Raw genomic sequence first — 17,608 nt, forward strand, 5'->3', positions numbered from 1 at the left:
CCCCCCCCCCCCCCCCCCCCCCCCCCCCCGCCCACAAACAGCCCCGCAGCTGTTGACGTTGCCGTTGCTCGAAAAAGCGGGCGCCGGGCGCAGCCCGGCACACACACAACTCAGTCGTCGCGCAATTCGCCACCGGGCAGGAACGCCCAGGTGCGGGTCACCTGCAGGATATCCACGTCGTCCTTGGTCTGCGGCAGCGCCGGGAAGGGCTGCGCCAGCCGCACCACGCGCAGGGCCGCCTCGTCCAGCAGCGGGGTCCCGCTGGAGCGCAGGATGCGTGCGCTTTCCACGCTGCCATCGCGGCGCACGCCCACGGTGATCACCACCTGTCCGCCCAAGCGGCGCTGGCGCGCTTCATCCGGGTAATTCAGGTTGCCCACGCGTTCTGCCCGGTCGACCCAGGCGCGCAGGTAATTGGCCCAGGCGTATTCGCGGGTGCTGGCCGAAACGAACTTGCGATTGGGCCGCTTGGCATACTGCGCCGAGCGCAGATGTACTTCGGCGGCGAGCCGGGCCATCTCGGCATCGCGCTGCTCGCGCGCGTTCAGCGGCGCATCCGGGCGCGGCTGTTCCGGCATCGGTTGCTGCTGGGCCCGCAGCACCTGCTCTTCACCATTGCGGCTGCTCACCACCCGTGACTGCGGCGGCGGCGGGGCGGCGGCATCCTGGCGTTGCTGCGGTACCGGACTGCTGCCGGGCAGCGCCTGCGGCACCACGCCGGTCTGGCTCTCGCGCGGACGCATCGCCTTGTCGTGCTCGCCGCCGCCGACCTGGCTGGCGGCGGCCAGGAAATCAGCCTGCTTGGGCGTCAGCGCGGTCTGGGTCTGGGTGAAGATCACGTCCAGCGTCGGCACCAGCGGGGCGTCGCCGCGCACCGCGAACCCCACGCCCAGGATCAGCAGTGCATGCAGGGCAACGGACAGTGCCAGGGTCGCGCCCAGCCGCTGTGATTCGCGGCCGCCGGCACCGGGGGAAACCATCGCGCTCATCGCGGCAGGTCGGCCTCGATGGCATCGAACAGCTGGCCGGCAATGTTCAGTCCGTACTGCGCGTCCAGTTCACGCACGCAGGTCGGGCTGGTCACATTGACCTCGGTGAGGTAATCGCCGATCACGTCCAGGCCGACGAAACGCATGCCACGCCGCTTCATCTCCGGGCCCACCTGGGCTGCGATCCAGCGGTCACGCTCGCTCAGCGGGCGGCCTTCGCCGCGTCCGCCGGCGGCCAGGTTGCCGCGGAACTCATCGCCCTGCGGGATCCGCGCCAGGCAGTAATCCACCGGCACGCCGTCCACCAGCAGGATGCGCTTGTCGCCGGCGGTGATGTCCGGGATGAACTTCTGCGCCAGGGTCAGCTTGCGGTCGCCGTCGGTCAGTGTTTCCAGGATCACGTTGAGGTTCGGATCGCCGGTGCCGCTGCGGAAAATCGAGCGTCCGCCCATGCCGTCCAGCGGCTTCAGCACGGCCTGGCCGTGTTCCAGCACGAAGGCCTTCAGCGCCTTGGCGTCGCGGCTGACCAGGGTCGGAGGGCAGCATTGCGGGAACAGCAGGGCGGCCAGTTTCTCGTTGTAATCGCGCAGTCCCTGCGGATTGTTGACCACCCGCGCGCCGGCCGTGGCCGCCACGTCGAGCACCTGGGTGTCATAGATGAACTCGGCATCCACCGGCGGGTCCTTGCGCATCAGCACGACCTGGCCCGCGCCGAACACGGTCTGGCTGAATTCGCCCAGGGTGTACCAGTCGGCCGGGTCGTCGCGCACCTGCAGCGGGGCGGTGCGCGCGACAGCGCGGCCGTTGTCCAGGCTCAACCCGCCGGGCTTCACATAATGCAATGCGTGGCCTCGGCGCTGCGCTTCCAGCAGCATGGCGAAGGTGGTGTCCTTGGCGATCTTGATATGGGCGATGGGGTCCATCACCACGATGACGTTCAACGGCATGGCGGCACCTGTCAGGCAAGGTGCTGATGGTAGCGGCTCCGCCCGCGGCGTGCCCGCCTGTCTGCGCGCAACGCTGCGTGCGGCCCATGATCCCGGCCCCCGGCAACACGGCCGGACGGGCCTCACGCACGAAAGTCGTCGCCGAACTTGCTGGCGGTCACGCAAGTGCGATATAGATACGCCTTCGCAGCGGCACCGACCGAAGTGCCGCGCATGGGGAACGGTAATGACTGAGAACATGACTGCGGGCGGGGAGCTTGCAGGACTCCGGGTGATGGTCATCGACGATTCGAAGACCATTCGAAGGACGGCGGAAACGCTGCTGAAACGCGAAGGCTGCGAGGTGGTGACCGCCACCGACGGCTTCGAGGCCTTGGCCAAGATCGCAGACCAGCAGCCGCAGATCATCTTCGTGGACATCATGATGCCGCGTCTTGACGGCTATCAGACCTGTGCGCTGATCAAGGGCAACCAGCTGTTCAAGTCGACGCCGGTGATCATGCTGTCGTCCAAGGATGGTCTGTTCGACAAGGCGCGCGGGCGCATCGTCGGCTCGGAGCAGTACCTGACCAAGCCTTTCACGCGCGAAGAACTGCTGGGTGCCATCCGCACATACGTCAACGCCTGACCAGGGGGGAAAGGCAAAATGGCTCGTATCGTCCTGATCGAGGATTCACCGACCGACCGTGCGGTGTTCAGCCAATGGCTGCGCAAGGCAGGGCACGAGGTCGAAGAGGCAGACAACGCCGAAGCCGGGCTGGAGCTGGTTCGCAGCCAGCTGCCGCAGCTGGTGCTGATGGACGTCGTGCTGCCGGGCATGAGTGGCTTCCAGGCCACCCGCGCACTGGCCCGCGACGCGGCCACCAAGCACATCCCGGTGATCATCGTCAGCACCAAGGCGATGGAAACCGACAAGGCCTGGGGCCTGCGCCAGGGGGCTGCCGATTACATCGTCAAGCCGCCGCGCGAGGAAGACCTGATCGCGCGGATCAACGAGCTGGTGTCCTGATGCGCTCTCCCTTCGACATCCTCGAAGCGTATGAGCGCCGCAGCCTGGCCCATGCGGTGCAGCTGCCCGAACGCCAGTTCGCCCAGGACCTGTGGCGTGGCGTGGGGTACCGCGTCGGCCATCGTCGCCTGGTCTCGGACTTCCGCGAGGTGGTGGAAATCGTGCCGATGCCACCGGTGACGCCGGTGCCATGCGCGCAGCCGTGGCTGCTGGGCGTGGGCAACCTGCGCGGCAACCTGTTCCCGGTGATCGACCTGAAACTGTTCCTGGAAGGCGCGCGCACGGTGCAGCAGGAAGGCCAGCGCGTGCTGGTGATGCGCCAGGCCGGAGGCGATGTGGCACTGACCATCGACGAACTTTACGGCCAGCGTAGTTTCGAGCTGGACCAGGAAGTTGCGGCCGGTGGACTGGCCGACGGGCGCTACGCCCACTTCGTCGAACGCGCCTTCCATGCCGACGACCACGACTGGGGCGTTTTCTCGCTCTCGCTGCTGTCGCGCACTCCCGAATTCCGGCAAGCCGCGGCCTGAACGCTGGCTTCCGTTCCTGCATTGCATTGAACATCGAGGTTGAACGATGAGTACTGCTTCCGATTCCAGCAAGGCGGCCAAGGTGCGCCTGGGTGGCACCAACGCGTGGTTGATCCTGCTGCTGCTGGCGATGGCGCTGTTCGGCCTGAACACCGGCGTGGCCACCTGGCAGGGCAGCCGCCTGGCCGACGCCAGCACCAAGGCCGCCGACCTTCAGGTACTGTCACAGCAGCTGGCCAACCAGGGACGAGAAGCAGTGGCCGGCAACGCGCAGGCCTTCACCGCGTTCAAGGCCACCCGCACCGCGATCGATGAGAACGTAGCCACCCTGCAGGGCCGCTACGGCACCGAACCGGGCGTATCCGCCCCGATCGGCAAGCTGGCCGCGACCTGGCAGCCGTTGGCCAAGAGTGCCGCCCAGCTGGTGTCCAGTGAGCCGGCGGTACTGACCCTGGCCGGCAACGCCAACAACTTCACCGGTGCCGTGCCGGGCCTGCAGGCGCAGTTGAACGAAGTGGTGCGCGCGATGAGTGCTTCCGGTGCACCGTCGGCACAGATCTACAGCGCGCTGCAGCAGGTCGTGGTCGCCGGCACGATGGCGCGCCGGGTCACTGAAATCCGCGCCGGTGGCTCCGGTGCCGCCGGCGCCGGCGATGCACTGGCCCGCGACATCACCGTGTTCAGCCAGGTGCTCGACGGCCTGCGCAATGGCAACGAGGACATGGGCATCGCCGCCGTACGCGGCGCTGCCGCGCTGGCCGCGCTGGAGCAGTCCCAGCAGCAGTGGACGGCGATGAAGACCGACGCCGATGCGATCCTGGCCAGCTCGCGCCAGCTGTTCGCCGCGCAGGCTGCGGCCGCCAGCCTGACCGCCGGTTCGTCGGACATGCTGGCCGACAGCAAGGGCCTGTTCAACGCGTTCTCTTCCTTTGGCTCGGCCAGCGATACGCGGCTGTTCCCCAACTTCTGGATCGGCGTGGTGTCCGGCGCGCTGTCGCTGATCGCGATCATCGGCTTCGTCAGCACCTCGGTGCGCGGACGTTCGCGCGAGCAGGAACTGCGTTACCAGACGCAGGTGGAATTCAACAGCCGCAACCAGCAGGCCATCATGCGGCTGCTGGATGAAATCAGCTCGCTCGGTGAGGGCGACCTGACGGTGAAAGCGTCGGTGACCGAAGACATGACCGGCGCCATCGCAGACGCCATCAACTACGCCGTCGACGAGCTGCGCCACCTGGTGACCACCATCAACGACACCTCGGCCAAGGTCGCCGTGTCCACCCAGGAAACCCAGGCCACGGCGATGCAGCTGGCCGAAGCGGCCGGCCACCAGGCCAACCAGATCACCACTGCCTCGGACCGCATCGGCGAGATCGCGGCAAGCATCGAACAGGTATCGCGCAATTCCTCCGAGTCCGCCGAAGTGGCGCAGCGCTCGGTGGTCATCGCCGCCGAAGGTGCCGGCGTGGTGCGCGAAACCATCCAGGGCATGGACCAGATCCGCGACCAGATCCAGGAAACGTCCAAGCGCATCAAGCGGCTGGGTGAGTCTTCGCAGGAAATCGGCTCGATCGTGGAACTGATCAACGACATTTCCGAGCAGACCAACATCCTGGCGTTGAACGCGGCGGTGCAGGCCGCTTCTGCAGGCGAAGCCGGTCGCGGTTTCGCCGTGGTGGCCGACGAAGTGCAGCGCCTGGCAGAACGTACCTCCGGTGCGACGCGACGCATCGAAGGCCTGGTGCAGGCCATCCAGGCCGATACCAACGAAGCGGTCACCTCGATGGAGCAGACCACCGCCGAGGTGGTGTCCGGTGCACGCCTGGCCGAGGACGCCGGCACCGCGCTGACCGAGATCGAGCGCGTGTCCAACGCCCTCAACAACCTCATCAAGAACATCTCCGTGGCCGCCCAGCAGCAGTCCTCGGCCGCGTCGGACATCACCCATACCATGGGCGTGATCCGGCAGATCACCGGCCAGACCTCGCAGGGTGCGGGGCAGACCGCCGAATCGATCGGCCACCTGGCACAGCTGGCCGCCGACCTTCGCCGCTCGGTCGCCGACTTCAAGCTGCCGGCGTAAGCCGGCAGTACGGGGAAGCAAGGATTACCTGATGAAGCATCGTCACTATTTCCGCCACACTGCATGCCACGCCCCGCGCGGCATGCGATCGCTGGCGACCGGAGTCCGCCCATGAGTACCCTGCGCGATGCAATGAGCCATGCCGCCCTGGGCTGGGTGAAGCCGGAGCTGGATGAGACCCTGCGCCAGGTGCGCAACGAGGTCGAGTACTTCGTCGAGGCGCCCGCCGACGCCAGCCGCATGCGCCTGTGCGCCGGCTACCTGCACCAGGTGCAGGGCACGCTGCGCATGGTGGAACTGTATGCACCGGCGATGGTGGCCGAGGAGCTGGAACAGCTCGCCGTGGCGATCGGCAATGGAGAGGTCGCCGAGCGCGATGAATCCTGCGCGACCCTGATGCGCGGCAGCGTGCTGCTTCCGGATTACCTGGAGCGCCTGCAGAACGGCCACCGCGACATCCCCATCGTGCTGCTGCCGCTGCTCAACGAAATCCGTGCCGCGCGTGGCGTGGCGGGCATCAATGAAAGCGTGCTGCTGGCCTTTGCGCCGGACAGCGTCGGCGCTACCGAAGCCGAACTCGACCACGCCCGCGGCAGTTTGAGCGGGCGCAACCGTGAACTGCTCGATACCGTCGGCAACGCGGTGAAGGAAGAGCTGCTGCGCATCAAGGACGCGCTGGACCTGCACCTGCGCACCGGCGGCGCGCCGCAGCAGCTGCAGCAGCAGGTCAACGAACTTGCCGCGGTGGGCGATACGCTGGCCATGATGGGCCTGGACGTAGCGCGCAACGTGGTGGTGCAGCAGCGCGATGCGCTCAGCAGCGTGGTCGCGGGTGAGCAGCAGATCGACGAGAGCCTGCTGCTGGATGTCGCCGGTGCACTGCTGTACGTGGACGCTTCGCTGGATGACCAGGTTGCCCATCTGGGCGCGACCGGCAGCGGCGAAGATGACCCTTCCGCCGCCGAAACCCGGCGCACGCTGGAAGTGCTGGCGCACGAAGCGATCGCCAACTTCACCGTGGCCCGTGAGCATTTCGTCGCCTTCATCGAAACCAACTGGAACCACGAACAGCTGCAGGACGTGCCGCGCCTGCTGGGCGAAGTCGGCGGCGCGCTGCGCATGCTCGACCTGCCGGTGCCGGCCGACTACCTGAAGGGCGTGCAGCTGTACATCGACGCCGAATTGATCGGGCGCCAGCGCGTGCCCAGCGGACGCCAGCTGGATACGCTGGCTGATGCAATGGCCAGCCTGGAGTATTACCTGGAAGCGCTGCGCGATCGTCGCGCCGGGCGCGAGAGCATCCTGGACATCACCCGCAGCAGCCTGGAAGCCCTGCGCTACTGGCCGCTGCCGGTAGCCAACGCCGCCGCAGTCGAGCCGCTGGCCGATGCGGCGCCGCAGCCGGTGCAGCGCGAAGCCGTGCTGCCGCCGCCGCTCGCGGTGCCCGGGCTGGAAACGCTGGAGCTGCCCGCACTGGCCGCGGCCCCCGCGCAGCTGCCGCCGCCGCTGCCGGACTTCGTGTTCGATACCGCGCCGAGCGCACCTGCGCTGGACGTGCAGGGCCTTGAGCCTGCAACCGATGCACCTGCCGATGCGCAAGCGCTCGACGACGCACCGTTGGAGCATGTACCGATCGAACCGGCCGCCCCGACGCTGGTGTTCGCTGCGACCACCGCGGTTCCGCCGCAGGTGCCGGCCTGGGAACTCGGCAGCTTCCACGCGGCAGCCGACGAGAGCGACAGCCGCGCGCCGACCTTCACCGACTTCGATCCGGTATTCGCTGAAGATGCCGCCGATGCCACGCGTTGGACGGTCGAACCGGTCGCCCAGGTGGATCTCACCGCCGTTGTCGATGGCCAGGCCACGTTTGCCGATCTTCCCGCGCACGGCGACGTGCCGGGCGTGCTCGGCGACGCCGACGAGGGCCTGCTGCTGATCGATGGCGCTGACTTCGACCCGGTGCTGGCCGAAGTCGAGGCCGAAGACGATGCAATCGAGCCGATCAGCTTCCACTTCGATGAGGGCGGCATCAGCCGTGCCGACGATGTCCTGTCGTTGGAAGCGCGGGAAGCCTCGGTCATCGAGGCGCCGGCGGGATTCGATGTGATCACTGCTGCCGAACCGGCGCCGTTCGCATCGTCCGAGCCGCTGCAGGCACATGAAGCTGAGCCACCGTCGACCGACTCTGCGGTGGTCGACGATGCCGATGCGCGCTTCCTGGCCGAACTGGCCGCGGCTGCGGCCGACTTCAATCCGCAGCCGGAGCCGCCGGCGCCGTTGCCGGCCGAAACGCCGGTTGCCGCCGCCGAAACGCTCGACGGTGGATTCGATGAGCAGGCCGAGAACATCGACCAGGACATCCGCGAGGTGTTCCTGGAAGAGTTCGACGAAGAACTGATCAATCTCGGCGGGCTGTTGCCGGCCTGGCGCGCGCAGCCGGACAACATGGACCGCCTGCGTCCGATCCGCCGCGTGTTCCACACGCTGAAGGGCAGTGGGCGCCTGGTGGGCGCGCGTACGCTGGGCGAGTTCGCCTGGAAGATCGAAGGCATGCTCAACCGCGTGCTGGATGGCTCCCGCCCGGCAACGCCGGCGGTGGTGGCCGTGGTCGAACAGGCCTACCACGCCCTGCCCGAACTCAATGCGGCACTGCGCAGTGGGCAGCGCGTCAGCGCGGACCTGCAGGCGCTGCAGTCGATCGCCGACCGCGTTGGCGCCGGCGAAGAAACCTTCCACGTGCCGCTGGCCACCCATCCGGTCCCCGCGGCGGTTTCCGCAACGGACGAACAGGCCGGGATCGATGCGCTGGAAGCAGCCTTCGCCGCCGATGTGGCGACCGCCTCCCTCGAGGGTGCGCCGGCCAGCATCGACAGCGTGCTGCGCGAGATCCTGGAAGCCGAAGTGGAAGCGCACATGGCCACCCTGCACGGGTGGCTGGCGTCGTCGCGCGTCGAACCGCAGCCGGTCTCCGACCCGCTGCTGCGTGCCGTGCACACCATGAACGGTGCCTTCGCCATGACCGATGTGCCGGAGATCACCTCCGTGACCGGCGCGGCCGAAAGCTACATCAAGCGCTCGCTGGCGGCTGCCGAAGCGCCCAGTCATGAGGGCGTGCATGCGCTGGACGCCACTGCGCGCGCGATCGAAGCCACGATGCTGGCGTTGCAGGCCGAATCGCCCCGCATCCCGCTGCAGCAGGAACTTGCCGAACGCCTGCAGGCGCTCGCCGCGACCCTGCCCGAAGCGCGTTGGCCGGTGATGGAAGATGCCGCCGATGTGCTTGAGCAGGCGCAGCCAGACCCTGCTGCCGTCAGTGCCGATGTCGATGTCGATGTCGACGTTGAGGTGATCGAGGCGGCCGAGCCGGAAGCGCAGGCCGGGGTCGAGGTCGAGCAGATCGCCGAGGCGATGGTCGGCAGCGGCGAACTGCACGTCATCGAGCCTGAGCCCGAGTCCGCCAGCGCTGAGGCTGCATGGGTTGAAGAACGGTCCAGCGACGAAGAGGTCGCACCGTTCGACGCGCCGGTCGTGGCTGAGGTCGAACTGACCGGCGCCAACGATCTGTCTTCGTTCCTGGATCCGCTTCCGGCGCCGTCGGTCGAGCACGAATGGGGCGCCGAGCCGACCTTCGTCGCGGAAGCCGAAGTGCCGGCGGCAACATCGCACGAGAGCGACCAGGCCACCGCCGAACCGGCCCAGGACCACGATGTCGAGGTCCAGCTGACCGGCGCAGAAGACCTGTCGCTGTATCTGGACGATGCAGCACATGCCGCGCTGCCCGACAGTTACGTGCCGGGTGCCATCGAACCTGCCGCCCAGCACGACGAACCGCTCGGGCAGGCGCTCGAGGCGACCGGCGAGGCGACCGGCGAGGAGCCGGGCGACGCGCTGTCCGACGAACAGCAGGACAGTGCCGCCTTCGGCGAAGCCGTGTCGCTGCAGGAAGCGCTGGATGAAGGGCTGCACGTCATCGACGATTCCGTAGAGGAAGACGCGGGCGAGCTCATCTCTGTTGCCGGCGATGCCGGATCGGCGGGCGAGGACGCGGCTTTCGCCGAGAACATCGATGCCGATGAGCCGGCTACGGCGCCCTACACCGAGGAAACGGAACAGCTTTCCGCCGAAGCCGAAGCCGAAGCCGACGTCGTGCAGCAGCCGTACTTCGAGATGGAGCCGGCCGCTGCATCGCTTGCTGGTTCGTCCAACGCCGGTGCAGCCGAGGTGCCGCAGGATGCGCACGAGGTTGCCCTGCAGGACGCTGTGGACGCCACGGATGCCCAGGCAGTCGAAGCCGAAGCAGTCGAAGCAGAAGTCGGCAGCGCCGATGCGCTGGACTTCAGCGTGCTGGACCGCGAGCTGGTCGACATCTTCGTCGAAGAAGGCAAGGACCTGCTCGACCATTGCGACGGCCTGATCAGCGAACTGCGCACCGCGCCGGAGGACCGTGAGCCGTTGGCCGGCCTGCAGCGCGACCTGCACACGCTGAAGGGTGGCGCGCGCATGGCTGGCATCAATCCCATCGGTGATCTCGGCCACGGCATCGAATCGCTGCTGGAAGCGGTGTTCGCCGGACGCACCAGCATCGAGCACAGCGATGTACAGCTGTTGGAGCGTGGCTTCGATCGCCTGCACCAGATGCTCACCCTCACCGGCAACCATCGCCAGGTGGCAGCGGCCGACGACCTGGTGGCTGCTTTCGATGCGCGTACCCAGGGCCGGCCGGCCACGCAGGCCGAGGCCGACGAACCCGCCGCTGCCGCGCCCAGTGCGGCCGAGCTGATCGCCAGCCTGCCGCTGTCCGCGCCACTGCCGGTGGAAGCCGGCGGCGAGGAAGAAGGCGGCGCGCGTCCGCAGCAGGAACAGGTGCGCGTGCGTGCCGACCTGCTCGATCGCCTGGTCAACCACGCCGGTGAAGTGGCGATCTACCGTTCGCGGCTGGAACAGCAGCTCGGTGCCTTCCGCGGCGCCATGGGCGAACTGGACCGCACCAATGCCCGTCTCCGCGACCAGCTGCGCCGTCTTGACCTGGAAACCGAGGCGCAGATCGTTGCCCGTTACCAGCGCGAGCAGGAGCAGGCCGACCACAGCTTCGATCCGCTGGAACTGGACCGCTTCTCCACGCTGCAGCAGCTCAGCCGCGCGCTGAACGAATCGGCAGCCGATCTTGGCGGCCTGCAGGGCGTGCTGGACGACCTGTCACGCCAGTACGATTCGTTGCTGCAGCAGCAGTCGCGCGTCAGCTCGGAACTGCAGGACGGCCTGATGCGCGCGCGCATGGTGCCGTTCGACGGGCTGGTGCCGCGCCTGCGCCGTGTGGTGCGCCAGGCCGGTACCGATACCGGCAAGCAGGTCCATCTGACGCTGGAAGGTACCCACGGCGAACTCGATCGCAACGTGCTGGATCGCATGGTGGCGCCGCTGGAGCACATGCTGCGCAACTCCGTCGCCCACGGCCTGGAAACGGCCGAACAGCGGCGCGCGGCAGGTAAGCCGGTGGAAGGCGAGATCTCGTTGCGCCTGCATCGCGAAGGCTCTGAAATCGTGCTCGACGTGGCCGACGACGGTGCCGGGCTGGACCGCGAAGCGATCCGCCGGCGCGCGCTGGAACGCGGCCTGATCCAGGCCGATGCCACCCTGGCCGACAACGAACTGGACAACCTGATCTTCGCCTCCGGCTTCAGCACCGCCGACCAGCTCAGCCAGCTGGCCGGGCGCGGCGTGGGCATGGACGTGGTGCGCAACGAAGTGCGCCAGCTCGGCGGCAGCGTGGAAATCCACTCGGTACGCGGCCAGGGCGCTCGTTTCACCCTGCGCCTGCCGCAGACGCTGGCCGTCACCCAGGCGGTGTTCGTGCAGATCGGCGAGACCACCTTCGCCGTCCCGGTGGGTTCGGTCAGTGGCATCGGCCGTATTTCGCGCGAACGTTTCGAGGCCGGCGACAGCACCTACCGCTACAGCGGCGAGGAGTACACCCTGCATGACCTGGGCAGCCTGATCGGCCAGGCCCCGGCCCGTGCCGAAGGGCAGGCGCAGGTGCCGCTGCTGCTGGTGCGCGCCGGCGACCTGCGCGCTGCGGTGGCGATCGACCAGGTGCTCGGCAACCGCGAAATCGTGGTGAAGCCGGTCGGCCTGCAGATCGCCTCGGTGCCGGGCATCTACGGTGCCACCATCACCGGCGATGGCCGCGTGGTGGTGATCCTTGACGTGGCTCCGCTGGTGCGCCGCTTCGTCGCCAACCCGGAGCGTCCGCTGCCGGTGGCCGAACTGGAACAGCAGCGCCAGGTGCCGGTGGTGATGGTGGTCGACGATTCGCTGACCATGCGCAAGGTCACCGGCCGCATCCTGGAACGGCACAACTTCGAAGTCAGCGTGGCGCGCGATGGCGTGGAAGCGCTGGAGCGGCTGGAAGAACGCGTACCGGACCTGATGCTGCTGGACATCGAGATGCCGCGGATGGATGGCTACGAGCTGGCCACCGCGATGCGTGCCGACCCTCGTTACCGCGACGTGCCGATCGTGATGATCACCTCGCGCAGCGGCGACAAGCATCGCCAGCGCGCTTTCGAAATCGGCGTGCAGCGTTACCTGGGCAAGCCTTACCAGGAGCTGGACCTGATGCGTAACGTGTACGACCTGCTGGGGATCGCCCGTGTCCGAGAATGATGCAAGCCTGCCGCCGGCCGTCGCGCTGCTGGCACGCCCGGGCGCGGCCCGCGACCGCCTGCGCGAGGCGCTGGTCCTGGCCGACGTGGCGCTGGTGCTGGAAGAAGATCCCGATGCGCTGGATCCTGCAACGCTGATCGCGCTCGCCCCGCAGGCCGTGGTGATCGCACTGGAGCCGGCCGTGGAAGCCGCCCTGGAACGGCTGGACGATGCGCTGTCTTCGCCGGCTTTCACCCTGGTGTTCGACGAGGCCGAACTGGCGGCGCGCCGCGAAGGCTGGGAAACCCAGCGTTGGGCGCGGCACCTGGCGGCCAAGCTGCATGGTCATCGCGAAGTGCTGCCGCCCGGTGCGGAAGTCGAAGAAGACCTGCAGATCGAACCGGGGATGCCGGATACGCCGGCCCAGCTGCACGTTGATGCGCCGCTGGACTTCCACCTGGACGAAGCGGTCGACGCAGCTGATCTGCTGGCAGGCGACAGCCTGTATGAAGCACCCGCGCAGTGGCAGGAGCCGCAGACGCTGGAACAGGCACTGGCGGCGAACCTGCCCGACGCCGATGCCGAGGCCCCTGCCACGCCTGCCGATGCAGACGCCGTGGTGCCGCCGCCGCTGGCCGACCACAGCCGCTGGGCGCTGCTGGACGAGGACGCCGCGCCCGCTGCGGTGAGCCGCCAGACCACCGCTCCGCCGGCGTTGCCGGTATTCGATTCGGCCCACCTTTCGCTGGTGGACATGGACGACACGCCGCCCGGTACCGGGCCACGCCGCGGCGCGCGCGGTGCGGTGGTGGTGCTGGCCGGCATCGGCGGCCCTGATGCGCTGCGGCGCCTGCTGGCCGCGCTGCCGTCGGCGCTGGACGTGCCGCTGCTGGTGCGGATGCCGCTGGACGGCGCGCGCTACGGCAATCTTGTCAAGCAGATGGCGCGGGTTTCGCCGTTGCCGGTGCTGCTCGCCGAAACCGGCGCAGAGGTGCTGGAAGGCCACGTCTACATCCTGTCCGACGACACCGCCACCGTGCTGCGTGATGGCGGACTGCAATTCGAAAGCCGGCCCCAGGGCCTGGAACTGGCGCGACTGCCGCCGGGCGAAAGCGCGGTGATCCTGCTCAGTGGTGCCGACCTGCTGCAGGTCGACCCGGCACTGACGCTGGCCGAGGCCGGTGCATGGGTGGGCGGCCAAGTGGGCGAGGGCTGCTACGACCCGGCCGCAGCCACCGCCGTGGTGGCGGCCGGCATGTTCGCCGGTGAGCCGCAGGAGCTCGCACAGGCCATCAGTGCCCGCTGGGCACGTCCGGAACAAGGGGAAGCACAGTGAGCCATGCCAACAACGATGAGATCCGCGGGGTCCTGATCCAGTCCGGTCCCGAACGCGTGCTGCTGCCCAATGCCACCGTGGCCGAAATGATGGCCAAGGTGCAGGTGCAGGCGAGTGCGGAAGGTCCCGACTGGCTGCTGGGCACGCTGGCCTGGCACGGCTGGGAGGTGCCGCTGGTGTCCTTTGCGCGGCTGTCCGGGCTGGGCGAGGAAAGCATCGGCGGCAACAACAAGGTCGTGGTGCTCAAGGCCTTGGCCGGTAATGCCCAGCGCCCGTATTTCGCGCTGCTGACGCAGAGCTTCCCGCAGCTGATTTCGGTGCCGCGCGATGGCCTGCTGGCCGATGCGTCCGAAGAAACCCTTCCCGACAGCGTGCACATGCGTGTGCTGCTGGGTGAGCAGAGCGCGCTGCTGCCGAACCTGGACGCGGTGGAAACCGCACTGGATTCGCTGCACTGAACCCAGCAGCGGGTGGGTGACGAACAACCCGGTGGGTGACGACCGTTGCTCGTCACGCCCTTGCCCCGGCCGAAGCGTGACGACCAACGGTCGTCACCCACCACGACCAACGGTCGTAACGTTCCCGCGGCCCACGGTCGCCGGCCCGCGCCTCAGCCCATGTCGCCCAGGCGTGCCTGCAGGGCCGCGATCGCAGCGAGCCCCGCGGTTTCCGTGCGCAGGATCCGCGGCCCCAGCTGCAGCCCCTGGAAGCCCGCTGCGGCCAATTGCTGGCGATCGCGCGGCGACCAGCCGCCCTCCGGACCAATGGCGATCACCACGCCGCCTGCGGGCGCTGCCTGCAGGGTGGACAGGCGGTGGCTGCCTTCCGGGTCGAGGGTCAGGCGCAGTGTATCGGCGGGCAGTACCGCCATCGCAGCGGCCAAGCCCAATGGCGGGCCCAACTGCGGAATCACCGCACGCCCTGACTGGCCGCAGGCGGACTGCACCACGTTGTTCCAGTGCGCGACGCGCTTCTCTGCGCGCGCGGCATCCAGCTTTACTTCGGTGCGCTCGGCATTGACCGGCACCACGGCCGCCACGCCGAGTTCGGTGGCCTTCTGCAGGATCAGGTCCATCTTCTCGCCGCGCGCCACGCCCTGCAGCAGGGTGATCCGCAGCGACGATTCATTGGCCAGCGGCGTGGCTGCTTCGATCCGCACCTGTGCATCACGCTTGCCGGCGACGACAATCGTGGCGGCATAGTCATGCCCATCACCATTGAACAGCACGCAGGCATCGCCCTCGCGCAGTCGCATCACCCGCAGCAGGTGGTTGGCGGCGTCCTCGGGCAGCGACACGGTCTGGCCGGTCTGCAGGGGAATCGACACGGGGCAGCGGGTCACGCGCATGCGGCGTTCTCCGGAACGGATGGGCGGGCGTCCTGCGGGGAGGGGGGTGTCTCTGCTAGCATCGTGGGCTCATGAACATGTTGCTTCCTCCGTCCATTCTATCGGCCCGCGCGGGGTCTACCGCATGAGCCGTCCCCTGCCGATCATCCATCGCATCACCGATGAGGAAAACGGCCCGTTCCAGCGCCAGCACCTGGACCTGGAGTTTTCCAACGGTGAACAGCGCCGCTTCGAGCGACTGGTCAGCCGCGGCCACGGTGCCGTGGTGGTGGTGCCGATGCTGGACGATGACACCGTGCTGCTGGTGCGTGAATACGCCGCCGGCATGCACCGCTATGAACTGGGCCTGGTCAAGGGCCGCATCGATGCCGGCGAAACGCCAGAGCAGGCGGCCGACCGCGAGCTGAAGGAAGAGGCCGGCTACGGCGCGCACCGCGTTGACGTGCTGCGCGCGATGACCCTTGCCCCCACTTACATGAGCCACCAGTCGTGGCTGGTGGTGGCGCGCGACCTGTATCCGCAACGGCTGCAGGGCGATGAGCCCGAAGAACTGGAAGTGGTGCCGTGGAAGCTGTCACAGATCGACCAGCTGATGCTGCGCGAAGACTTCTCCGAGGGCCGTTCACTGGCGGCCCTGTTCATCGCTCGAGAGTGGCTGCAGCGTGGCGCGACGGCGCCATGACCCACGCCCGCCTCACCACCGATCTGCGCGAAACGGTCATCGCCATTGCCCAGGATGCCGCCGCCGCGATCATGCAGGTCTACGCGTCCGGCTTCGACATCACGATGAAGGCCGATGACAGCCCGGTGACCGCAGCCGACCTGGCCGCGCACCAGCGCATCGTCCGCGGCCTGTCGCGGCTCACCCCGGACCTGCCGATCCTGTCCGAGGAAGCCACCGCGGCCCCCTGGGAAACGCGGCGCCACTGGGGCGCCTACTGGCTGGTCGATCCGCTGGATGGCACCCGCGAGTTCATCAAGCGCAACGGCGAATTCAGCGTCAACATCGCGCTGGTCTACCAGGGCGCGCCAACCTTCGGCGTGGTGCTGGCGCCGGTGACCGGGCTGGTCTGGCACGCCATGCGCGGCGAGCAGGCCTACCGCCGGCAGGGCGTGCATGACACCGTGCTGCGTACCCGCGTGCCGGCGCACGCACCGCTGCGGGTCGCCGCCAGCCGCTCGCACCGTTCGGCGCGCACGCAGGCGCTGCTCGATCGCATGGGCGACATCGAAACCGTGGCCCAGGGCTCTTCGTTGAAGTTCTGCCGGATCGCCGAGGGCGACCTGGATGTGTATCCGCGGCTGGGTCCGACCAGCGAGTGGGACACCGCGGCCGGCCAGTGCGTACTGCACGCCGCCGGTGGCGCGGTGCTGTCCACCGCCACCGGCAAGCCATTCCGCTACAACCGCCGCGAAAGCCTGCTCAACGGTGATTTCATGGCCCTGGGTGATACCCGCCTGGCGTGGCGCGACTGGCTGCCCCCCGACGAACCGGAGACTGCATGAGCACGAGCGACGCCGCCACCGAACTGGGCCGCCTGCTGGCGATCATGGCGCGCCTGCGCGACCCGCAGGGCGGCTGCCCATGGGACCTGGAGCAGGATTTTTCCACCATCGCGCCGTACACCATCGAAGAGGCCTACGAAGTAGCCGATGCGATCGATCGCGGTGACCTGGACGACCTGTGCGATGAACTGGGCGACCTGCTGCTGCAGGTGGTTTTCCACGCGCAGATGGCGCAGGAGCAGGGCGCGTTCGCCTTCGCCGACGTGGCGCGCAGCATCAACGACAAGATGGTCCGCCGCCACCCGCACATCTTTGCCGACGCCAGCGCCGGCGACGCCGCCGAGGTGCTGCGCAACTGGGAGGCGATCAAGGGCGAGGAACGCGCCGCCAAGGGCGAGACGGATGGCTCGGCGTTGGCCGGCATTTCGCGCGGACTGCCGGAATGGCAGCGGGCGATGAAGCTGCAGTCGCGCGCGGCCAAGGTCGGCTTCGACTGGCCCGGCCCGTTGCCGGTGCTGGACAAGGCCGCCGAGGAACTGCAGGAACTGCGCGAGGAATTCGAACGCGGCGACGTGGCGGCGAACAAGACCCGGTTGCAGGAAGAACTCGGCGACCTGTTGTTCGTCTGTGCCAACCTGGCACGCCACGCCGATCTCGACCTGGGTGCTGCGCTGCGCGGGGCCAACCACAAGTTCGAGCGACGCTTCCGCGCGATGGAAGCGCGCGCCGGTGAAGACGGGAAGCGGCTGGCCGAGCTGGACCTGGACGCCCAGGAAGCGCTCTGGCAGCACGCGAAAGCCGACGAAACCGCATCGTGAAAACGCTCGGGTTGTTCGTCGTGACGGCGATGGCCGAGATCATCGGCTGCTACCTGCCGTGGCTGTGGCTGCGTCGCGATGGCAGCATGTGGTTGCTGCTGCCGGCGGCGGCCAGCCTGGCCCTGTTCGCCTGGCTGCTGACCCTGCATCCGCAGGCCAGCGGGCGCGTATATGCGGCCTACGGTGGTGTCTACGTTGGCACTGCGCTGGTCTGGCTGTGGTTGGTGGACGGCATCCGTCCCGGCCGTTGGGACCTGCTCGGCGTGGGCCTGTGCCTGGCTGGCATGGCGGTGATCATGTTCGCCCCGCGCACCGGCTGAGGGTCTGGTGGGTGACGACCGTTGGTCTCTGGTGGGTGACGACCGTTGGTCGTCACGCTCTCCGCCAGCAAGAAGCGTGA

14 protein-coding genes are annotated in these 17,608 nt (G+C 68.3%); 11 read left to right on the forward strand and 3 right to left on the reverse strand.

Annotated elements, in window-relative coordinates:
- Positions 1-110: 110 nt before the first annotated feature.
- Complete coding sequence (locus H9654_RS17135; RefSeq protein WP_191771917.1) at positions 111-989, reverse strand: energy transducer TonB; 879 nt, start codon at positions 987-989, stop codon at positions 111-113.
- Positions 986-1,936, reverse strand: a complete 951-nt coding sequence (gene gshB, locus H9654_RS17140) for a glutathione synthase (protein WP_191771918.1) — start codon at positions 1,934-1,936, stop codon at positions 986-988. The genes H9654_RS17135 and gshB overlap by 4 nt, the downstream gene beginning before the upstream one ends.
- 226 nt (positions 1,937-2,162) lie before the next feature.
- Between gshB and pilG the strand changes: the two genes are divergently transcribed.
- The 7 genes from pilG (at position 2,163) to H9654_RS17175 (ending at position 13,994) form a co-directional block, all read left to right on the forward strand.
- Complete coding sequence (gene pilG, locus H9654_RS17145) at positions 2,163-2,564, forward strand: twitching motility response regulator PilG (RefSeq protein WP_042614342.1); 402 nt, start codon at positions 2,163-2,165, stop codon at positions 2,562-2,564.
- An 18-nt stretch (positions 2,565-2,582) separates the two neighbouring features.
- On the forward strand, positions 2,583-2,945 hold the full coding sequence (locus H9654_RS17150; RefSeq protein ID WP_057508185.1) for a response regulator: 363 nt from the start codon (positions 2,583-2,585) through the stop codon (positions 2,943-2,945).
- A complete protein-coding gene (locus H9654_RS17155; RefSeq protein WP_191771919.1) occupies positions 2,945-3,475 on the forward strand; it encodes a chemotaxis protein CheW in 531 nt (176 codons plus the stop codon). Before H9654_RS17150 ends, H9654_RS17155 begins: the two co-directional genes overlap by 1 nt.
- Before the next feature lie 46 nt (positions 3,476-3,521).
- Entirely contained in the window at positions 3,522-5,558 is a 2,037-nt protein-coding gene (locus tag H9654_RS17160) for a methyl-accepting chemotaxis protein (protein ID WP_042614339.1), read from the forward strand.
- Between the two features lie 111 nt (positions 5,559-5,669).
- Entirely contained in the window at positions 5,670-12,221 is a 6,552-nt protein-coding gene (locus H9654_RS17165) for an Hpt domain-containing protein (protein ID WP_191771920.1), read from the forward strand.
- Positions 12,208-13,536 (forward strand): chemotaxis protein CheB, encoded by a 1,329-nt coding sequence (locus H9654_RS17170; RefSeq protein ID WP_191771921.1) that lies wholly within the window; start codon positions 12,208-12,210, stop codon positions 13,534-13,536. The genes H9654_RS17165 and H9654_RS17170 overlap by 14 nt, the downstream gene beginning before the upstream one ends.
- Positions 13,533-13,994, forward strand: a complete 462-nt coding sequence (locus H9654_RS17175) for a chemotaxis protein CheW (RefSeq protein WP_101116173.1) — start codon at positions 13,533-13,535, stop codon at positions 13,992-13,994. Before H9654_RS17170 ends, H9654_RS17175 begins: the two co-directional genes overlap by 4 nt.
- A 152-nt stretch (positions 13,995-14,146) precedes the next feature.
- Here the strand turns inward: H9654_RS17175 and H9654_RS17180 are convergent, their stop codons facing one another.
- Positions 14,147-14,884: a 16S rRNA (uracil(1498)-N(3))-methyltransferase gene (locus tag H9654_RS17180; protein ID WP_191771922.1), complete on the reverse strand. Its 738-nt coding sequence runs from the start codon at positions 14,882-14,884 to the stop codon at positions 14,147-14,149.
- 124 nt (positions 14,885-15,008) lie between these two features.
- Between H9654_RS17180 and nudE the strand changes: the two genes are divergently transcribed.
- From nudE to H9654_RS17200, 4 genes are read left to right on the forward strand one after another with little or no spacing between them, the layout of a single operon-like run.
- Complete coding sequence (gene nudE, locus H9654_RS17185) at positions 15,009-15,566, forward strand: ADP compounds hydrolase NudE (protein WP_042615036.1); 558 nt, start codon at positions 15,009-15,011, stop codon at positions 15,564-15,566.
- Positions 15,563-16,390, forward strand: coding sequence for a 3'(2'),5'-bisphosphate nucleotidase CysQ (cysQ, locus tag H9654_RS17190; RefSeq protein WP_191771923.1), 828 nt, complete (start codon positions 15,563-15,565; stop codon positions 16,388-16,390). The genes nudE and cysQ overlap by 4 nt, the downstream gene beginning before the upstream one ends.
- The gene (gene mazG, locus H9654_RS17195) at positions 16,387-17,208 is read left to right on the forward strand and encodes a nucleoside triphosphate pyrophosphohydrolase (RefSeq protein WP_191771924.1); all 822 of its coding nucleotides are present in this window, start codon (positions 16,387-16,389) and stop codon (positions 17,206-17,208) included. The genes cysQ and mazG overlap by 4 nt, the downstream gene beginning before the upstream one ends.
- Complete coding sequence (locus tag H9654_RS17200; RefSeq protein WP_191771925.1) at positions 17,205-17,528, forward strand: YnfA family protein; 324 nt, start codon at positions 17,205-17,207, stop codon at positions 17,526-17,528. Before mazG ends, H9654_RS17200 begins: the two co-directional genes overlap by 4 nt.
- The last annotated feature ends 80 nt before the right edge of the window (positions 17,529-17,608 follow it).

This window comes from Stenotrophomonas lacuserhaii (assembly GCF_014836545.1).
Taxonomy (GTDB): Bacteria; Pseudomonadota; Gammaproteobacteria; order Xanthomonadales; family Xanthomonadaceae; genus Stenotrophomonas; species Stenotrophomonas lacuserhaii.